Origin of the sequence: Nostoc sp. DedSLP04, assembly GCF_034530775.1 — a bacterium.
Taxonomy (GTDB): domain Bacteria; phylum Cyanobacteriota; class Cyanobacteriia; order Cyanobacteriales; family Nostocaceae; genus Nostoc.
In genome coordinates this window covers 1-15491 of sequence record NZ_JAVRCL010000026.1, presented here as the reverse complement: position 1 = coordinate 15491, position 15491 = coordinate 1, and the positions used below count along the sequence as shown (strand labels likewise).

At 41.2% G+C, this 15491-nt stretch carries 12 protein-coding genes; 8 read left to right on the top strand and 4 right to left on the bottom strand.

Annotation, left to right across the window (positions count from 1 at the left end):
- Positions 1–577: 577 nt before the first annotated feature.
- The gene (locus tag RMX89_RS16520; protein WP_322689652.1) at positions 578–3511 is read left to right on the top strand and encodes a filamentous hemagglutinin N-terminal domain-containing protein; all 2934 of its coding nucleotides are present in this window, start codon (positions 578–580) and stop codon (positions 3509–3511) included.
- Positions 3477–6101 carry a CHAT domain-containing protein gene (locus RMX89_RS16515; protein ID WP_322689651.1) on the top strand — a complete coding sequence of 875 codons (2625 nt, stop codon included), beginning with the start codon at positions 3477–3479 and terminating at the stop codon, positions 6099–6101. The genes RMX89_RS16520 and RMX89_RS16515 overlap by 35 nt, the downstream gene beginning before the upstream one ends.
- A gap of 39 nt (positions 6102–6140) precedes the next feature.
- Here the strand turns inward: RMX89_RS16515 and RMX89_RS16510 are convergent, their stop codons facing one another.
- Positions 6141–6980, bottom strand: coding sequence for a DUF928 domain-containing protein (locus RMX89_RS16510; protein WP_322689650.1), 840 nt, complete (start codon positions 6978–6980; stop codon positions 6141–6143).
- 190 nt (positions 6981–7170) lie between these two features.
- Between RMX89_RS16510 and RMX89_RS16505 the strand changes: the two genes are divergently transcribed.
- Positions 7171–7302, top strand: a complete 132-nt coding sequence (locus RMX89_RS16505) for a hypothetical protein (protein WP_322689649.1) — start codon at positions 7171–7173, stop codon at positions 7300–7302.
- Here the strand turns inward: RMX89_RS16505 and RMX89_RS16500 are convergent.
- The gene (locus tag RMX89_RS16500; protein ID WP_322689648.1) at positions 7287–7514 is read right to left on the bottom strand and encodes a helix-turn-helix domain-containing protein; all 228 of its coding nucleotides are present in this window, start codon (positions 7512–7514) and stop codon (positions 7287–7289) included. The two genes, RMX89_RS16505 and RMX89_RS16500, sit on opposite strands and share 16 nt — an antisense overlap.
- Before the next feature lie 100 nt (positions 7515–7614).
- Here RMX89_RS16500 and RMX89_RS16495 point away from each other — a divergent pair, with 100 nt between their 5' ends.
- The 3 genes from RMX89_RS16495 to RMX89_RS16485 all read left to right on the top strand — a co-directional run bounded on the left by RMX89_RS16495 (position 7615) and on the right by RMX89_RS16485 (position 11150).
- A complete protein-coding gene (locus tag RMX89_RS16495; RefSeq protein WP_322675310.1) occupies positions 7615–8463 on the top strand; it encodes a prohibitin family protein in 849 nt (282 codons plus the stop codon).
- A gap of 269 nt (positions 8464–8732) precedes the next feature.
- Positions 8733–9149: a DUF1824 family protein gene (locus RMX89_RS16490; RefSeq protein WP_322675311.1), complete on the top strand. Its 417-nt coding sequence runs from the start codon at positions 8733–8735 to the stop codon at positions 9147–9149.
- 72 nt (positions 9150–9221) lie between these two features.
- Positions 9222–11150 carry an ABC-F family ATP-binding cassette domain-containing protein gene (locus RMX89_RS16485; protein ID WP_322689647.1) on the top strand — a complete coding sequence of 643 codons (1929 nt, stop codon included), beginning with the start codon at positions 9222–9224 and terminating at the stop codon, positions 11148–11150.
- Positions 11151–11253: 103 nt separating this feature from the next.
- Here RMX89_RS16485 and RMX89_RS16480 read toward each other — a convergent pair whose 3' ends face one another.
- Positions 11254–11538, bottom strand: a complete 285-nt coding sequence (locus RMX89_RS16480) for a peptidase (protein ID WP_174708855.1) — start codon at positions 11536–11538, stop codon at positions 11254–11256.
- A 592-nt stretch (positions 11539–12130) separates the two neighbouring features.
- Between RMX89_RS16480 and RMX89_RS16475 the strand changes: the two genes are divergently transcribed.
- Positions 12131–12589, top strand: coding sequence for a DUF4363 domain-containing protein (locus RMX89_RS16475; RefSeq protein ID WP_322684258.1), 459 nt, complete (start codon positions 12131–12133; stop codon positions 12587–12589).
- A 317-nt stretch (positions 12590–12906) separates the two neighbouring features.
- Here RMX89_RS16475 and RMX89_RS16470 read toward each other — a convergent pair whose 3' ends face one another.
- Positions 12907–13131, bottom strand: coding sequence for a hypothetical protein (locus tag RMX89_RS16470; RefSeq protein ID WP_322689646.1), 225 nt, complete (start codon positions 13129–13131; stop codon positions 12907–12909).
- Between the two features lie 168 nt (positions 13132–13299).
- On the opposite strand from RMX89_RS16470, the gene RMX89_RS16465 reads away from it, so the two are divergent.
- Positions 13300–15491: NB-ARC domain-containing protein (locus RMX89_RS16465; RefSeq protein ID WP_322689645.1), on the top strand; the 2192-nt coding region annotated here is incomplete at its 3' end.

Below are 15491 nucleotides of genomic sequence, written 5' to 3'. Positions count from 1 at the left end.
CTTAGCCACGCTGGGTGTCAGCAGTCGCTCTTTTCCTTTGAGAATCAGAGGTTTTTCGCTTTGCCTTCTGATTCTTAATTGGTAGCAGTGAGTTGATTTTATTCACGGCTGAGAATCAGAAGTTTTTTCGCTTTGCCTTCTGATTTTTAATTGGTAGCAGTGAGTTGATTTTATTCACGGCTGAGAATCAGAGGTTTTTTACGCTTTGCCTTCTGATTCTTAATTGGTAGCAGTGAGTTATTTTTATTCACGACTGAGAATCAGAAGTTTTTCGCTTTGCCTTCTGATTTTTAATTGGTAGCAGTGAGTTGATTTTATTCATCAGGGCAAACGCACGTAATTTGTGAAAGCCTTGCTGCATAGGGATATTGTTGAAAAAATAGCCTCAACTATCAAACGCTCAAACCCTTGCTATTGAAGGATTCTTATACTTTAAATGCGTTTGATCTAGTTTATTTACTTGATTTAGTAACGCCAAATTGCTAATATCCTCTCTTATGCATAAGTTGATTAACCTGATACTTACACTCTGGATTGAGGCTTCCAAGCTAAATTTTCTTTTCTATAGGAGAGTCCAATGTCTTTTAGAAGTGCGTGTTTGGACTGGTTGCAAGGTCTAGGAATTGCCATTGGAAGTGGGTTCATCGCCTTTTATGCAAATATCTCAGTTGCCCAAATCACCCCAGACGCCACTCTGCCAAATAATTCCAACGTCATATTAGAGGGTAATACCAGAATTATTTCGGGTGGAACCACAAGAGGAGCTAATCTGTTCCACAGCTTCTCTGAGTTTTCTGTTCCCACTGGCTCGGAAGCTCTGTTCAATAATAGACTCGATATTCAAAACATTCTCACACGAGTCACTGGCTCAGGCGTTTCAAACATCGATGGGTCGATTCGTGCCTTGGGTAGAGCAAACCTGTTTATTATCAATCCTAATGGGATTATATTTAGTAAAAATGCGCTATTGAACATTGGTGGTTCGTTTATTGCCACATCTGCCAATAGTATGAAATTTGCCGATGGTTTTGAATTTAGTGCAACGAATCCTCAATCTGTACCTTTGCTGACTATCAGTGTACCTGTAGGTTTGCAATTTGGGACAAATCCAGGAACTATTCAGGTGCAGGGTTCTACCTTACGGTTAAACCCTGGTCAGACTTTAGCACTTGTCGGCGGCTCTGTAAACATGAATGGTGGACGCTTGCTAACTTCGGAGGGACGTATAGAGTTGGCGGGTGTAGCAGCAGGCACAGTTGGTCTTAGTAATAATGGCTCTTACCTCGGTTTAAATTTTCCAAATAGCGCAGTTAGAGCAGATGTATCTTTGAGCAATGGAGCCGAAGCGAATGTACGCGGTGCTGACAAAGGTAGTATTGCCATCAATGCCAGGAATATTGATATTTCTGGAGAAAATACAAGAGTACGAGCAGGGATATTTATTGACAACGGAACACCTCAAAGTCAGGCAGGGGATATTGAGCTAAATGCAACTGGAATAGTCAAAGTTAGAGATGGCAGTATTATTTCTGATAACACAATTGTGCAAGGAAATGCTGGTGCTGTCAGGATTAATGCTGAAGATTCCGTTTTTCTTGACAAAGGAAGTCATCTAGAGAGTGTAGTCGGTCCAGAAGCAGTGGGTAATTCTGGAGGCATAATTATAAACACTGGATCGCTATTTGTAACTAATTTCGCTTCAGTGAATACTGTTACTCAAGGATTGGGGAATGCAGGCAATGTTAATATAAATGCCCGTAATACAATTTCCTTGGATGGAGAAAGCTTCGTCAAAAGTAGTGTCAGTGGAAATGGCAACGGTGGAAAAGGCAACGGCGGCGATGTTAATATTACAACAGGGTCGCTCTCTCTCACACAAGGCTCTACACTATTTTCCGGTGTCTATGGACTCGGGAATGCAGGCAGTATAAATATAAACGCTCGCGATACTATTACGGTTGAGGGGGAGAGTAGTCCAAATCAAACCAGTGGAATTAGAAGCAACGTGTTCGAGGGGAGCGAAGGCAATGGCGGTAATATTAACATCAACACAGGTTCGCTGTTTGTCAAAAATGGCGCTGTATTAAACACTAACATCCAGAGTATAAAGGGTAAATTGGCAGGTAATATCAATATAAACGCCCGCGATACAGTTTCCTTTGATGGGATAGGTACAAACCAACCTGCTGCTGCATTGAGTTCTAATTCTTCATTAGAAGGGGTGGTAGGTGGTGACATCAATATCACTACGAGGTCGTTACAGGTAAAAAATAATGCTCAGTTGAATGCTCAGACGCAAGGACAAGGGAATGGGGGTAACATTACTGTTAACACCGATACAATAGATGTGGTGAATGGTGGAGCACTTATTACGACTAGCTCTAGCAGTGGCAAAGCTGGTAACATAACTGTCAAAGCTGTTGACAGCGTTAACCTTTCTGGCAAGGGTATTACCTACTTATCGCGGGTTGATAAAACTGATGGTACGTATTATTTGAATCAGGCGACTCCAGATACTGGTCTATTTGCTAACACAGAGACTACCTCTACAGGTCAGGGGGGAAACATCAGAATCACTACTGGAAAGTTGACTATTCAAGATAGTGCCCAAACCAGTGTAAATAGTTTAGGAACGGGAAATGCGGGTAGTATTGAAGCCATAGCTCGCAGCATCCGTCTCGATGCTCAAGGAAAAATCACAGCGAACACCACCGCAGGACAAGGTAATATTGGTTTGCGCTCAAGGGATTTAATTGTGCGTCGCAATAGCAACATCACTACCAACGCCTCAGGCCAAAACGTTATTGGTGGCAACATCAATATTAATGCTGATATCCTGGCTGCCTTTGAAAATAGTGACATTACTGCCAACTCTGATGACTTTCGTGGCGGTAATATCATAATTAATACTAAAGGTATCTTTGGCATTGCACCTCTGAGTCGACAAGAACTTGAGAGATTACATCCTAAAGATTTAGACCCGCGTCAGCTACAAACAAGCGACATCACCGCCACCGGAGCAACTCGCCAGTTGAGCGGTAATGTGCAAATCACTAGACCTGATGTAGACCCTACTAACGGTTTAATTGAAATCCCACTTAATTTAATAGATGCTTCTAGCCAAATTTCCACTGCCTGCACACCTGGAACTCGGCAATTCCAAAATACATTTGTGGCAACAGGACGCGGCGGACTACCCATGAGTCCTGCTGAACCATTACAAGATTCAAGTACTGTGTCTGCGTGGGTGAGATTAAGACCAAACGCAGAAAACTTGGCAAACACAATGCCTGTACCAGAACCAACAGCAGTTTCAACTACTCCCATTGCTGCTACAATTCCAATTGTGGAAGCTTCTGGCTGGGTAATCGATCGCAAGGGAAACATAGAATTAGTAGCACAAGTTCCTCAACTCAACCCCCACAGTCCTTGGCAAACACCTGCTTCCTGTCCTGTATCTCAGGGAGGTGTGAAATATGGCAAAATTTCAGCTGCCAAAGCGAGTAATTAAATTTGCGATAACTCCCGTACTCCTATTTACCCTTGCTGTTTTCCTGACTATTATCCCTAGCACATTCGCTGAACAACAAAAAACAAATTCACCAGACAGATTTCACATCCAAACCAATAAACCCCCAGCCACAACACCACAGCAACTTCTTGAGCAAGGAGAAGCACTTTACCAAGCTGGACGCTTTACTGAAGCGGTAAATGTTCTCCAACAAGCTGTGCGTAGCTATCAACGAGAAAGCAATAACCTTGCACAAGCCGCAGCGCTGACTAACCTCTGTCTTGTATACCAGCAACTCGGCTCCTGGAAAGAAGCTTATGCAACTATTGACAATAGCTTAAATTTGCTTGGTTGGGATGAGATAAGTCAAAAGTTAAATGTCAACAATCCCAAGTCTGAATTGTTAGAAATTCTGGCACAAACTCTAAATATTCAGGGCGAATTGCAATTAGCAGACGGACAAACTGATGCATCTATAAAAACATCACAACAAGCAGAGCAAATCTGGAAGAAATTAAATGACAATGCTGGAGTAACGCGCAGCCGTGTTAACCAAGCACAAGCCCTACGAGTTGCTGGTTTTTACCGTCGTAGCTTAGATATATTGAATGAAGTATCCCAACAATTAATTTCCCAACCTGACTCACCCGTAAAAGTAACAGCTTTGCGATCGCTTGGCAATGTCTTACAACAATTAGGCGAACTAGAGTCATCCCAGAAAAACTTACAACAAAGCTTAGAAATCGCTCAACGTCTGCAACTACCTCTAGAAATTAGTTTGACAGAATTTAGTCTTGGTAATACTGCTAGGTCGTTAAGTAATATTAAAGATGCGATCGCTCATTATGAAAATGCTGCCAAAATTGCACCAAACTCTCTAGCCAAAGTTCAAGCCCTGATTAATCAGCTGAGTTTGGTAATCGAAAACGAACGCATCACTGAAGCAAAGTCATTAATACCCACAATTCAATCTCAACTCCCGAATCTGCCTACCAATCAAGCTGGTATTTATGCACGGATCAATTTTGCTCAGACTTTGACCGCAATTGGTAACAAAAAAGACATTGCAGAGATTCTGGCAACTAGCGTTCAACAAGCCAAAATCATCGGCGATGAACGTGCCCAATCTTATGCACTAGGCAGCTTGGGAGAAGTTTACGAGCAGAACCAACAATGGCAAGAAGCACAGGATTTGACGCAGCAAGGGTTGTTTCTGGCTCAAAAAATCGATGCCTCAGATATAGCTTATCGCCTTGAGTGGCAGTTAGGACGCTTACTCAAAGCACAGGGAAATATCGAAGCCGCCATATCTGCTTATGATGCTGCTGTAACAACTCTTCAGTCTCTTCGCAGCGATTTAGTTGCGGTTAATCGAGACGTACAGTTCAATTTTCGCGATCGCATAGAACCTCTTTATCGACAGTCTGTAGAGTTGCTTTTACAAGAGAAAGGACAAGGAAAACCAGATTTAGATAAAGCACGTCAGCGAATAGAGGCCTTGCAAGTTGCAGAACTCGACAATTTTTTTCGAGAAGCTTGCTTGAGCAACCAATTTGTGGTGCTAGACAAAGTAGTAGACCGCAACAACCCGAATACTGCTATTTTCTATCCGATTATCCTAGATAACTATTTAGAAGTTATCATCAAACTTCCTAAGCAACCGTTGATTCATAAAACTTCTCAAGTCAACCGTCAGCAAGTAGAGCAAGTTATTACAGAAATACGAAAGACAATAGTCCAACCCGATGCCGATCATAAATTTAAAACAGTTTCTCAACAACTTTATAACTGGTTAATTAAACCAGTTGAAACAGACCTTAAAAATAGTAAAGTTAATACTCTAGTCTTTATTCCAGATGGGTTGCTGCGAAATATCCCGATGTCTGCATTATATGATGGCAGAGAGTATTTAGTCCAAAAATACTCTGTAGCTATTAGCCCCGGACTGCAACTATTTACTCCCAAACCTCTAGGACAGAAAAAATTAAATGCCCTTGCTGGAGGACTATCACAACCACCCAAAAATGAAAAGTTTGCACCACTTCCCAACGTTAAGGTTGAACTGAAATTCATTCAGGAATCAGGCGTATCGACAACTACATTATTGGATAAAAATTTTACCAGTACAAATTTAGCAAAAACCATCAACGCTCAAGCTTTTAGAGTTGTTCATTTGGCAACTCACGGGCAATTTAGTTCTAAAGCAAAAGACACTTTTATCCTAGCAGCTGATGGACGCATCAATGTGAGTGAATTAGATAGTTTGCTCAAAAGTAGAGAGCAAAAACTAACAGAGCCAGTTGAATTACTTGTTTTGAGTGCTTGCGAAACAGCAGCAGGAGATAACCGAGCTGCATTGGGATTAGCAGGAGTTGCCCTGCGTGCTGGTGCGCGGAGTACTTTAGCCTCCCTATGGCAAATTGGCGATGACTCTACAGCTTTATTTATTGATGAATTTTACCGCCAGTTAGTGACTGGTAAAACTACGGCAGAAGCTTTACGCTTTGCTCAATTAAAATTACTTGAAGCTCCTGAATATAACCGTCCGATGTACTGGGCACCCTACGTTATAGTTGGTAATTGGTTGTAAAAATCTAGGTTTATAGATACTTTACTGGATATGAAATTATTAGCGGGTTGGTAATTTTATTAGGGGCATCGTAGCAAGATTATCCAAATTGATTGATTGCAATAAACTTTGCCAATCTTTTTCAAGATATGCATCATTATAATTAGAAATACGTATTTGTGCTAGCATATCTAAAGCGTCAAACCAAATCCCTTTTTTAGCATAAATTATAATTTTTTTTCTAGGCTCATTTGCGGCTTCTAATTGTTGCATAACACGAGTATCTAAATTGATTCTTTTAATGTCCCCTTCTACATATACAGGAATGCTTGCTGTCTCTTGGTTACAACGTACTTTGAAATACCAGCGATATGTATTATCTACTTTTAATGAAGCAGTACTAGGGAGAGAAATACCAATGATGCTTGGCTTTGAAGGTAGGGCGATCGCATTTCTATAAACATCATTTTCGGCGCTATCCTGTAAGCTAAATTCAGCACTTGAATTAGACAAATTCTTAGTGTAGGGAATGTAAAACCAAAACGTAGGCCGTTCTAAAGTGGTTAGTCCTTCTACAGTCCCGATAATTGAATTGTTTGTCTGTTTGCCAACCTTTTGTTCCTCTTGAAATGGTACTAAGGCAGTGAGCGGGGTCGAAACCGCAGGACAATTATCTCGACTACCCATTCCTGTTCTACGCCCAGATACAGGACTTAATGGAGCAGGTGCTTTTGGCAAAATAAAAACTGGTGGAGAAGTAGGTTGTTGAGGTGAAGCAGGTGTTTTAACTGGTTGTGCAGGCTGTTTATTAGTAGCTGGGTGTTTAGCTCGATCTATTACTTGTGCGGAATATTGAGTAGTGCTGCTCAAAATCAGAGCAGTTGTTAAGATCCATTTCATTGACTTAACAGGTACGATTTTTATTGTTGCTATCGTCATCATAAAGGTTAACGTAGCATTTGGTGAAATCGATCGTTACCATTTTTTTAGTATGCGATCGCATTTTATTTGAATTGAAGCTACATATATTTACCCCCCGGCTACGCCGTCCCCCCAAGGCATCGAGGGGACTACAGTGGGGTCTTTTTATGTGCATCTTCATACAGAATTGGTATTACGCGATCGCATCCAAGAATTATTCGACCAACTTACTTTTAAGCAGGTGATTTCTGCCTCTTCTTATAATTTTATCCTAGAAGCTCTTTTCTATGCATCTTCATAGAATCCTTGTCGATACTTTTGTAACCACCTTGTTACGGTTGAGCCATCTCTACCCAGTCGTTGGCTTAATTCCTTATGCTGTCTAACTTGTTCTGTTTTTATCCACCACATCATTTGTAAACGTTCTTTTTCAAAAGCTGTGCGAACCTTCTTGAGACTTTTGGACAAATACTCAGCACTCTCCGATATTTCTACGTTGAAAGGACGTGCCATCGTTTGCTTTTGCTCTTTAATCTTCCATGTTTTTTATTCTATATTTCTATGCAGCCTCATATAGAATTGGTATGACTAACTAAATATTGGAGAGGGGAATTTGAAAAATCAGCAATTGGGTAATTGGCAAACCACAGTTTTGGGAATTGTGTTAGCAATACTGGTGATTATTGGGCTAAATTCCTTTATCATTATTAACCCAGGACAAGCAGGAGTAATCAGCATCTTGGGTAAAGCCAGAGATGGTGCTTTATTGGAAGGTATTCATTTAAAACCGCCTTTTATCACCGTGATAGATGTGTATGATTTAACGGTGCAAAAATTTGAAGTACCAGCAGAGAGTTCCACTAAAGATTTGCAAAATTTATCTGCAAGATTTGCAATTAACTTTCGCCTCGATCCGATAAAGGTAGTTGAAGTTAGAAGAAAACAAGGAACATTAGAGAATATTGTTTCAAAAATCATTGCCCCTCAGACACAAGAAGCATTTAAAATTGCCGCAGCTAGAAGAACAGTAGAAGAAGCGATTACCAAACGAAGTGAGTTAAAAGAAGACTTCGATAATGCGTTAGGCGATCGCTTAGACAAATATGGGATAATTGTGTTAGATACTAGCGTAGTTGATTTAGCATTCTCACCAGAATTTGCCAGAGCAGTTGAAGAAAAACAAATTGCTGAACAACGGGCGCAAAGAGCCGTTTATGTAGCACGGGAAGCCGAACAAGAAGCGCAAGCAGACGTGAATCGCGCCAAAGGTAGGGCAGAAGCTCAAAGACTTTTAGCAGAGACACTCAAAGCCCAAGGAGGGCAGTTAGTTCTGCAAAAAGAAGCAATTGAAGCTTGGAAGACTGGCGGCGCTCAGATGCCGAAAGTCTTGGTTATGGGTAATGACTCAAAAAATGGCGTACCCTTTATATTCAACCTTGGGAATGTCCAAAATCAACCGTAAAAGGGAAGTGGGCATGAGACCGCAAGGTCTAAAATGATGGAATTTGCTCTGACCTCAGACAAATTCTCCAATACATTGGACTATTTCCAATTCAAAACCTAAAATCCAAAATGGTATAAGTTGGGTTAGTACAGATCAGTGGAAACGTTCCATTTCATTACAGCCAGAAAGCCCAAAATTCAAGCATGAGTGACTTTTGACTTTTGCCTTGCGGTACTAGTCCCAACTCAAACACCACAGAAAAGCTAACCAGATAATAGTCGAAGTTTATGTCAACCTCCAATCCTCAAAATCTCACTGCCGAAGAAGCGAAAAAATTACTGAACAAATTCAACTGTCTAGACATTGCCCCTATCCTCAACTCATCAGAAAAAGTAGTAATTCGTAATGCCTTAATTTTGCTCACCAAGCTTACTGATTACCAAATTTTAGGAATTTGTGCTGATACGGCAGAAGAAGGAATATTGGCAATGAAAACCTATTCTCTGGCTTTGGGTTATGAACCGCCAAACAATTTACTTACACCCGAAGGGCCAGTTTATATCAAATTAAATGGCAAAAACGGCTTGTGTTATCTTGATTCCTATGATGGACATCATCGTGGTGTATTAGTATCTTGCCAGTCTTATGACGAAGATGGAATCAACGAAATGTATGGACACCTTCCCTTGGACTTATTTGTATAGAGTTTTGCGAATGTAGGTAAGGCAAATACCTTACCTACTCACTAATGAAAAACAATTAATGACTTCAATCTTATGAGTATTATTACACTACAATCAGTAAAAAAAGACTTTGGGATCAAGGAAATTTTAAAAGATGCTAGCTTTAGCCTTGATGCTACCGATAAAGTGGGATTAATTGGTATTAACGGTTCAGGTAAATCAACTCTATTAAAAATGATCGCTGGGTTAGAATCCATTGATAGCGGTCAAATTTTAATCAATTCCGGTTCTAAAATTATCTACTTACCCCAACAGCCAGATTTAGATGAAAATCACACAGTTTTAGAGCAAGTTTTCGCTGACAGTGGCGAACACATGGCTTTAGTACGCGAGTATGAAGAACTTTCTGATAAATTGGTTCACTATCCAGATGATAGTCAACTGATGTCTCGCCTTTCTGTGGTGATGCAACACATGGATACGACTGGTGCTTGGGAATTAGAAACTAATGCCAAAATCATTCTGACAAAATTAGGAATTTCTGACTTTGATGCCAAGATAAGTACTTTATCTGGAGGTTATCGCAAGCGCATTGCTTTAGCATCAGCCTTGCTATCAGAACCAGATGCTTTGCTCATGGATGAACCGACAAACCATCTTGATGCTCTTTCTGTGGAATGGTTACAAAGTTATTTAAATCGCTATCGCGGCGCATTGTTTCTGATTACCCACGATCGCTATTTTCTAGATCGCGTTACCAACCGGATTATTGAAATCGACCGAGGCGACATTTACACCTATACAGGTAACTACTCATATTACCTCGAAAAGAAAGCTTTAGCTGAAGAATCTGCCGTCAGCAGTCAACGCAAACACCAAGGCTTATTGCGCCGCGAGTTGGAATGGCTCAAAAAAGGCCCAAAAGCCAGAAGTACCAAGCAAAAAGCTCGAATTGACCGCGCTCACGCTCTGCGGGATACTGAATTTAAACAAGTTCAGGGTAAAGTTGATATTTCGACAGTCGGTCGTCGCATTGGGAAAAAGGTTATTGAGTTAGATAATATTTCTAAGGCATACAATGGACGCACTCTGATTAATAATTTCACCTACGAATTTAGTCCAGAAGACCGCATCGGCATTATTGGCGCTAACGGTGCTGGTAAATCCACTTTAATGGATATCATTACTGGACGGATTAAGCCAGATTCCGGCATTGCGGAAATTGGTACTACAGTTCACATCGGTTATTTTAACCAGCATTCGGAAGAATTGCTCACAGCATTGAATGAAAATCAGCGCGTGATTGACTACATCAAAGAAGAAGGAGAATTTGTCAAAATTACCGATGGTACTCAAATTACTGCTTCGCAAATGTTGGAGCGGTTTTTGTTTCCTGGTAATCAGCAGTATGCCCCAATTAGTAAACTTTCGGGTGGGGAAAAACGCCGTTTATTTCTGTTGCGGGTTTTGATGAGTGCGCCCAATGTCTTAATTTTAGATGAACCGACAAATGATTTAGATGTTCAGACATTGGCAGTATTAGAGGATTATTTAGAAGATTTTGTCGGGTGTGTAATTGTAGTTTCTCACGATCGCTACTTTCTCGATCGCACCATCGACACAGTATTTTCCTTTGAAGAAGGCGGTAATCTGAGGCAATATCCAGGTAATTACTCGATTTATCTGGACTATAAGAAGGCTGAAGAAGCACAGCAACAAGCTGCGAACGCTAAAGAGAAGCCGAAAAATTCCGAAGTCCAAAATGGTGCGGCTTCACCCAAACAGGTAGAGAATACCAAGCGGCGGAGATTATCGAACTGGGAGAAAAAAGAATTTGACCAGTTGGAAGGTAAAATTGCCGAGTTAGAGGCCCAGAAAGCGGAAACCGAGAAAACACTGGCGAATGTCTCACCGGGGAATTATAGCGAAGTGCAAAAACTCTATAATCAGGTGGAAAATCTCAAGCACGCGATCGATGTGGCGACTGAACGCTGGTTAGAATTAGCTGAAATAGAGTCTTGAAATTACTAGCTAGTAAGCCACGGCGTAAATAAACCGCTCATTCAAAATCAATGAAATGGTTACACTGTATTCATTCAGGTACGTTTGCCACTAGCTTCTTAGTTTAATTATTAGGGTTTTGCCGAGTTTTTTTACCAAATAAACCAGACATATTTAATCCTGTCACCAACAATCCCAGAAGTCCTAATCCATTCAAAATTGGGTAGATTCCTTGCAGATGAAAGATTTCGCCTGTATGGATACTTAACAGGAAGCTAGCTGGAACTCCTATACCAATAGACCACTCGCGGACAAAGGTTGTTAATATTCCAGTCAGCACGGTTAACATAAGTGGCACAGATAGGATGATGCCAAGGATACGATGATACTTACGAAATGAACGTTTCATGCTATTTTTCCTGTCAGTAGAAACTTTTTCCCAATACAATGTAGGCTCAATATCACCTGAAATGCAAATGAGATGAGAAAAATCGAGTTTTTTCAGACAAGACTCGAACTCAGCAATTGGTGTGAGGAGTCTGTCTTGATAGACTCTGTTCTTAAGAGGATGTTTGAAAAGTCACGATTGATGTATTAAATATTTTTTACCCCACCCTAACCCTCCCCTTTACAAGGGGAGGGAACCGGATTTTTCTTGTTTCCCCCCTTCTAAAGGGGGGACTAAGGGGGGTAACAATGCAATTAAAATCACAGCCAATCACTTTTCAAACAACCTCTAAGGGAAAGCACAGCAAATAAAAAACTCGGAAAGAGAAAATATTGGTTCTTTCCGAGTTTTTTACCTTGATAGTTTTAATATTTGAATGACAAAAATATTAGGTAATATTTTTGTTGATAGTCAGCGTAAAATATGAACGCTAGTACAAATCGACGGAAACAAACCTACTATTTCATTACAGCCAGAAAGCCAAAATGAAAGACTTTTGATTTCCGCTTTGCGGTACCAGTCTATACAAACGAGTTTTGATGAGGAGTTTAGAATGAATCGTTTTAATCCAGTACTAATAGTTGCTGCAATCAGCATGATGACTTTGGTTGGATGCAATCAGGCTGAAGAACCTACTGCACAAACGCCACCTGCTGGGAGTTCTATCTCTGATACAACAGCCACTCCGGCTGCGACAACCACCCCTAGTGCAGCAGCCACTCCAGCTACAACAACTGAATTTCAAGGTCTACAGGGTGTTGTTACCAATACTAAGACCGCAGTTGAGGCGGGAGATTTTACCAAAGCGAAAGGGGAATTTGATAAATTTGAAGATTTATGGTCAAAGGTTGAGGATGGAGTCAAAGCTAAATCTCCCACTACCTACAAACAAATTGAAGATAAAGCCGATGAGATTGAGGCAGGACTGAAAGCCTCTGCACCAAATAAATCGAATTTGTCAACAGCTTTAGGGGTTCTTAACAAGGATGTTACTAGTGTAGCCAAGCCTTAAGAGCCAAATACATAGACTGAGTATTTGTTGGCTAGTTTGCTAGTAGTACGTCAAGTTGAAATTGATAGATAAGCAAGTTTGTAGTAAGGACTTTAGTCCTGATTATTTTAAGCACTAAAGTGCTTACTACAAGCTATCAAAATTAACTTAGACATTGTACACCCCTTCTTTGCTTGCGAAGATGTGAGACAAAGCGTAACTTTGATGGGATGGGGTTTTTCTTGTTTGGATCGCACTTCCACAACACGCTACTATCTCTGATAAACTGCGTAGTTTACCGCCGTAAACATCGCTTCTGCTTAACACACCCTACCATTTCATCTTTTACTTTTGAGCTTTGGAGAATCGTTTTTCTCCCTTTTATCCTGCAAGCTACGGATTTTAACCAGCACTGAAATATATTGTTGAGTCATCCAAATCAACGCCTCAATGGATGAGTTCCCTTGCTCGATTCGGCTTTTAGCTTGAAAAGGAATCAAGAATAGTTGCATTGCCAGCAACAAAGCAATGGTTTTACTGAGAATATGACGCTTAATTTGCATTTGTTTGTACCCCAATGAGTTGTTAAATACAGGTTCTCTTTGGGGTTGTGCCCTGATGCAAATACCCTAATCTTGCTGAAAATGCCTTAGAATCTGGATTACATGAGTTTGGGGTGGTAGTTTCAATCTGGGGTAGCCCCAAATTTCTTACTCAATTTTTTGGATGTAATGCCACGAATTACCTATGGGCCTCAAATTCAAAAGCGAGTCAAGCGTCTGCTAGAGGCGTTGCTTTGTTTTGCTGATAGAGAATTTGAGGACGCTAACTTTAAAATTGAGTTCGACTGGAAAGAAGCAGACAGCGCTAACCCCAAGCTGACTGTGCAGACTACGTTGGTAACATTGGAGTTGCTGACGCAAAAAGATAAATATCCTGGCAAGTTAACTAAAGCGCAAATTCGAGAAGCGCTGAATTTGCTGAAGGATTTTTTGAAGATTCTCGAAGATAACCGTCTGCAAACCAAGGGTGTTGAGGAATGGCACTTTACACTCAAGCTATGGTCAAGAGATAGGGAAAGGAACTTAAAACAATTTGATGAAGCTTGGGAAAGTAGTAGACCAGAGAAATCGAAATTAAATAACCCCTCTCCAAACCTCTCCCCCACAGGGAGAGAGGCTTTGAATTTTCCCCATTCCTTTGTAGGGAAGGGGGTTAGGGGGTTAGGTCACACAAGTATATTTCAAGCGCCACCTTTACCCACATACTTTGTAGAACGCCCAGAATACAGCGATGATTTAAAGACTCGTCTTTTAAATGGTTCATCGTCTGATAGTCGCACTTTAGTAATTACTGCGATTCACGGTTTGGGTTCGGTGGGCAAATCTACTTTAGCTGCGGCTTTAGCCCATAATGCAGAAATACAATCTCGTTTTTGTGATGGCATTCTTTGGGCAACATTAGGTCAACAACCCAATGTGCTGGCTTTACTTAGTGGCTGGGTGCAAGCATTAGGAGACTATAGCTTTAAACCTATAAGTATAGAAGCAACTTCTATGCATTTGCGGACTCTGCTTTATGACAAAGCTGTGTTACTGGTGGTGGATGATGCTTGGAATACCGAAGATGCACGAGCATTTAATTTTGGTGGTGCGCGTTGTCAAGTTTTAGTAACTACTCGTGAAGGTCACATTGCCGATGCTTTAGCAGCCAGCACCTACAGCCTGGATATAATGAAACCAGACCAGGCAATGGAATTGCTGACGAAGAAATTAAGACGCGAGATTACAGGCACAGAACGTCACTCAGCAGAAAACTTAGCCAAAGGCGTTGGTTATCTTCCCCTAGCATTGGAACTCGCAGCCGCCGAAGTTGCCTGTGGTACGACTTGGAATGAACTGTTGGCGGATATTCAGCAAGAAGTAGCCAGATTAACAAGTTTTGACCGACCGGAAGCCGAAGAAATTACTGATGAGGCTAGTTTAAAACGCCTGAGTTTAACCGCATCATTAAATTTGAGTGTCAAGAGAATGCCAGCAGAAAAGCAGCAGCATTTCTCTTGGTTAGGGGTATTGCCGGAGGATGTCAACATTAATAAGATGATGGCGGCAACGCTGTGGCAGATGGATAAGCGTGATGCTGCCAAGATGTTGCAATATTTACGGAATAAAGCATTGCTATTAACAGGAGTACCGCTTGCTGATGGTATGCCTACCTATCGCTTACATGACTTATTCCACGATTTAGCTTGTAATTTGTTAACTGCTCCCTCACAGCCAAAGCGCCCAGGAGATTTGGCTGGGTTGGGTTTAAACCTTGCTGATGTTCACGCTGCTTTTTTAAAGAAGTATCGGCAGAAAACCCAGAATGGTTTATGGCATACTTTACTCGATGATGGTTACATTCATCAGTATTTAGTTTGGCATTTGGAAAAGGCTGGACAGTTTGAAGAGATTCACCAGTTATTGCGGGAAGAGTCTGCAACTGGAAGCAATGGCTGGTATGAAGTACGAGAACAATTGGCACAAACTGGCGGTTATATCACAGATATTTCTCGTGCCTGGGAACTAGCAGAAGCGAATCGGACTGAATCAACACTAAGCTTGCAGTGTCGTTATGCTTTGATTACTGCATCGATGAATAGTTTGGCAGCTAATCTACCAGCAAATCTGCTGGTAGCGTTGGTCAAAAACAAGATGTGGACTCCCCAACAAGGACTAGCTTATGCCCTGCAAAAACCAGAACCACAAGAGAAAATCTACTCGCTGGCAAAACTAGTCAATTATTTGCCACCAAATCTTCAAGAATTAGCACTGCAAAAAGTCCTAGCTGCTGCCAAGGCGATTCAGGATGAGTATTATCGTGCCGAAGCCTTGAGTGCCTTAGCTGACAAACTGCCACCAAAGTTATTGCCAGAAGCGCT

Bases quoted from the DNA above. Each gene is read 5' to 3' on its own strand.
- RMX89_RS16500 (WP_322689648.1), bottom strand. From the start codon at position 7,514: ATGGCACGTCCTTTCAACGTAGAAATATCGGAGAGTGCTGAGTATTTG.
- RMX89_RS16510 (WP_322689650.1), bottom strand. From the start codon at position 6,980: ATGAAATGGATCTTAACAACTGCTCTGATTTTGAGCAGCACTACTCAA.
- RMX89_RS16470 (WP_322689646.1), bottom strand. From the start codon at position 13,131: ATGCAAATTAAGCGTCATATTCTCAGTAAAACCATTGCTTTGTTGCTG.
- RMX89_RS16520 (WP_322689652.1), top strand. From the start codon at position 578: ATGTCTTTTAGAAGTGCGTGTTTGGACTGGTTGCAAGGTCTAGGAATT.
- RMX89_RS16490 (WP_322675311.1), top strand. From the start codon at position 8,733: ATGTCAACCTCCAATCCTCAAAATCTCACTGCCGAAGAAGCGAAAAAA.
- RMX89_RS16485 (WP_322689647.1), top strand. From the start codon at position 9,222: ATGAGTATTATTACACTACAATCAGTAAAAAAAGACTTTGGGATCAAG.
- RMX89_RS16480 (WP_174708855.1), bottom strand. From the start codon at position 11,538: ATGAAACGTTCATTTCGTAAGTATCATCGTATCCTTGGCATCATCCTA.
- RMX89_RS16515 (WP_322689651.1), top strand. From the start codon at position 3,477: ATGGCAAAATTTCAGCTGCCAAAGCGAGTAATTAAATTTGCGATAACT.
- RMX89_RS16475 (WP_322684258.1), top strand. From the start codon at position 12,131: ATGAATCGTTTTAATCCAGTACTAATAGTTGCTGCAATCAGCATGATG.